This is a genomic window from Streptomyces beijiangensis (assembly GCF_017315755.1).
Lineage (GTDB): Bacteria > Actinomycetota > Actinomycetes > Streptomycetales > Streptomycetaceae > Streptomyces > Streptomyces beijiangensis.
Window position 1 is genome coordinate 1 of the sequence record NZ_JAFLRJ010000643.1, and the last position, 2,376, is coordinate 2,376.

Annotated in this window: 3 protein-coding genes; 2 read left to right on the forward strand and 1 reads right to left on the reverse strand. The window is 70.4% G+C overall.

Features of this window, described 5'->3' with window-relative positions; all coding sequences use genetic code 11:
* Window positions 1–205 precede the first annotated feature (205 nt).
* A complete protein-coding gene (locus tag J0695_RS37855) occupies window positions 206–646 on the reverse strand; it encodes a GVDTG sorting domain-containing protein (RefSeq protein WP_206969352.1) in 441 nt (146 codons plus the stop codon).
* A gap of 360 nt (window positions 647–1,006) precedes the next feature.
* On the opposite strand from J0695_RS37855, the gene J0695_RS37860 reads away from it, so the two are divergent.
* Entirely contained in the window at window positions 1,007–1,480 is a 474-nt protein-coding gene (locus J0695_RS37860) for a carboxymuconolactone decarboxylase family protein (RefSeq protein ID WP_206969354.1), read from the forward strand.
* Between the two features lie 156 nt (window positions 1,481–1,636).
* Window positions 1,637–2,376 (forward strand): DNA glycosylase AlkZ-like family protein (locus tag J0695_RS37865; RefSeq protein ID WP_206969356.1); only part of this gene is annotated, 740 nt, incomplete at its 3' end.

Genomic DNA, 2,376 nt, shown 5'->3' on the forward strand with positions numbered 1-2,376 from the left:
CGACGGGACAGTGCGCCGCGGATATGAGACCGCGGCGCACTGTCCCGTCGTCGTGATCCACCAGCAACCTCTCAAAGGACGGTGTCTGTGGGAGGCCGGCGCGGCACGGCGCCGCCGACCGGCCCCGTGCCCTGTGCCCCCGTACCCCACGAAGCGGTCGTGGGGCACGGGGGTGCAGTCGCGTCTGGCCGGGGAGGTTTTCCGGTCAGACCTGGCTGCTGCTGCCGCTGCGGCGGCGCGCGATGACGAGGGCACCGGCGCCGACGACGGCGACCAGACCGATCCCGGCGGCGATCTCGGTGCTGTTCGAGCCCTCGCTGGTCGAGCCGACACCGGTGTGGACGGTGCCCGAGGGGACCTTGGCGTCCGGGCAGAACCGGGCCGCGGTCGAGGCGGTCATGTTCATGTTCTGCTCGGCCTGCGTGACCTGGTCCTGCTGGGACTTGTCCGGGTGGCCGCCGTCCTTGATGACCTTCTCGTAGTCGGCCTTCGCGGCGTTGTAGTCGGACTCGGCCTTCTGGGCGTCCGCGGTCGCCTTCGAACACTCGGCCGTGGTCTGCGGGGCCGCGGCGTAGGCGGCCGGAGCGGCGAGGGCGAGGGAAGCACCGAGGACGGCCGTACCCAGAAGAGTGGTGAGGGAGCGCATGGTTGAACCTCCAGCGACCGCGGACGCGACACCTGTGTGCCGCAGTTGCGACGGAAATCCGTGCTCGCATCCCCGAGCACACCCCGCGCGCAGACGCACCGCCTGCTGACTGGGTGTCACTTTCGGCCGCACTTCTGTGCGTGTCATAGCCCGTATGCGCGGTATGCGCAGGTCAGTGTGGTAACGGGTTGTCACTCGATGGACCGTCAGACGGCTCGCCGAACGAGTGACCGGCCCGAGTGACCGGCCCGAGCGGCCGGCCCCAGTGGCGCGCGTCACATCCGTCCCTGTCACATCGGCCCGGTCCGTTCCGTCAGAGAGATGTACCCAGCAACAGCAGAGACCACTGAGGAGCCCACGATGGAAGCTCGACTGAACCTTTTCGCCAACCCGGTCGCGGGCAAGTTCCTGAGGCACATCAACACGGCGGGCCAGGCGCTCTCCGGTACGACGCTGCCGCACGCCACCCAGGAGCTGGTGAAGCTCCGCGCCAGCCAGATCAACGGCTGCGGCTTCTGCACCGACATGCACTCCAAGGACGCCGCGCACGCGGGGGAGACGTCGGTACGCCTGAACCTGGTCGCCGCCTGGCGCGAGGCCAAGGTCTTCACCGACGCCGAGCGCGCGGCCCTGGAGCTGACCGAGCAGGGCACCCGGATCGCGGACGCCGCAGGCGGCGTCACGGACGAGGCCTGGGCGAATGCCGCCAAGCACTACGACGAGGACCAGCTCGCCGCCCTGGTCTCGCTCATCGCCCTGATCAACGCGTACAACCGGCTGAACGTCCTCGTCCAGCAGCCGGCGGGCGACTACCAGCCGGGCCAGTTCGGCTGAGCGGCACCTCCGGCCATGGGCTGACACCGCCACTGCAAAGCCCCATGCTGTTGCTCCGGGCAGCCGGCCTGCCCGGAGCAGCGCACTTCCCGCTCCCCGAGCACCGAAGGACCGAAGGGACGACCGAAGGCGGCCGCGAAGGCCACCGACTCCGCCATGACCCACACGCGACCGAAGTTCACGGACGAGCAGCGCCGCCGGCGCCTCACCACCCGTCACCTGCTCACGCCCGCCGCCCGCGCGACCACACCGGAACAGGTCACCGAAGCGTTGCTCGCGCTGCACGCCACGGACCCGGCGAGCGTGTACCTGACGATGGCCGCCCGCATGGCCGACCCGTCGGCCGCGGAGCTGGAGCGTGCTCTATACGAGGACCACAGCCTGGTGCGGATGCTGTGCATGCGCCGCACCATGTTCGTCGTCCCGCGGGAGCTGGCCCCCGTCGTGGACGCCTCCACCGCCCGCACGGTGGCGGCCCGCGAACGCAAGAAGCTCCTCAAGGACCTGAACGACCAACTCGGCCACGACGAAGCCTGGTTCGCCGCCACGCAGCAGACCGTGCTCACCGCGCTGTCCGGCCTGGGCGAGGCCACCGCGGCCCAGATCGCCGACGCCGTACCGGAGTTGAAGGCGAAAATCGTGATGGCCGAGGGCAAGCCGTACGAGGCGCGTCCCCGTATCACCAGCCGCTTCCTGGGCGTGATGGCCGCAGAGAGCCGCATCCGGCGGGGCCGCCCGCTGGGCACCTGGGCGTCGTCCCAGTACCGCTGGACCGTGGCCGAACCGCACCCCGACCTGCCCGCGGACGAGGCCAAGGCCGAGCTGGCCACCCGCTACCTGACGGCTTTCGGCCCGTCCACCACGGAAGACCTCAAGTGGTGGACGGGCCGAAAGCC

Coding starts and splice junctions, on each gene's coding strand:
- J0695_RS37855 (WP_206969352.1), bottom strand. CDS start 646: ATGCGCTCCCTCACCACTCTTCTGGGTACGGCCGTCCTCGGTGCTTCC.
- J0695_RS37860 (WP_206969354.1), top strand. CDS start 1,007: ATGGAAGCTCGACTGAACCTTTTCGCCAACCCGGTCGCGGGCAAGTTC.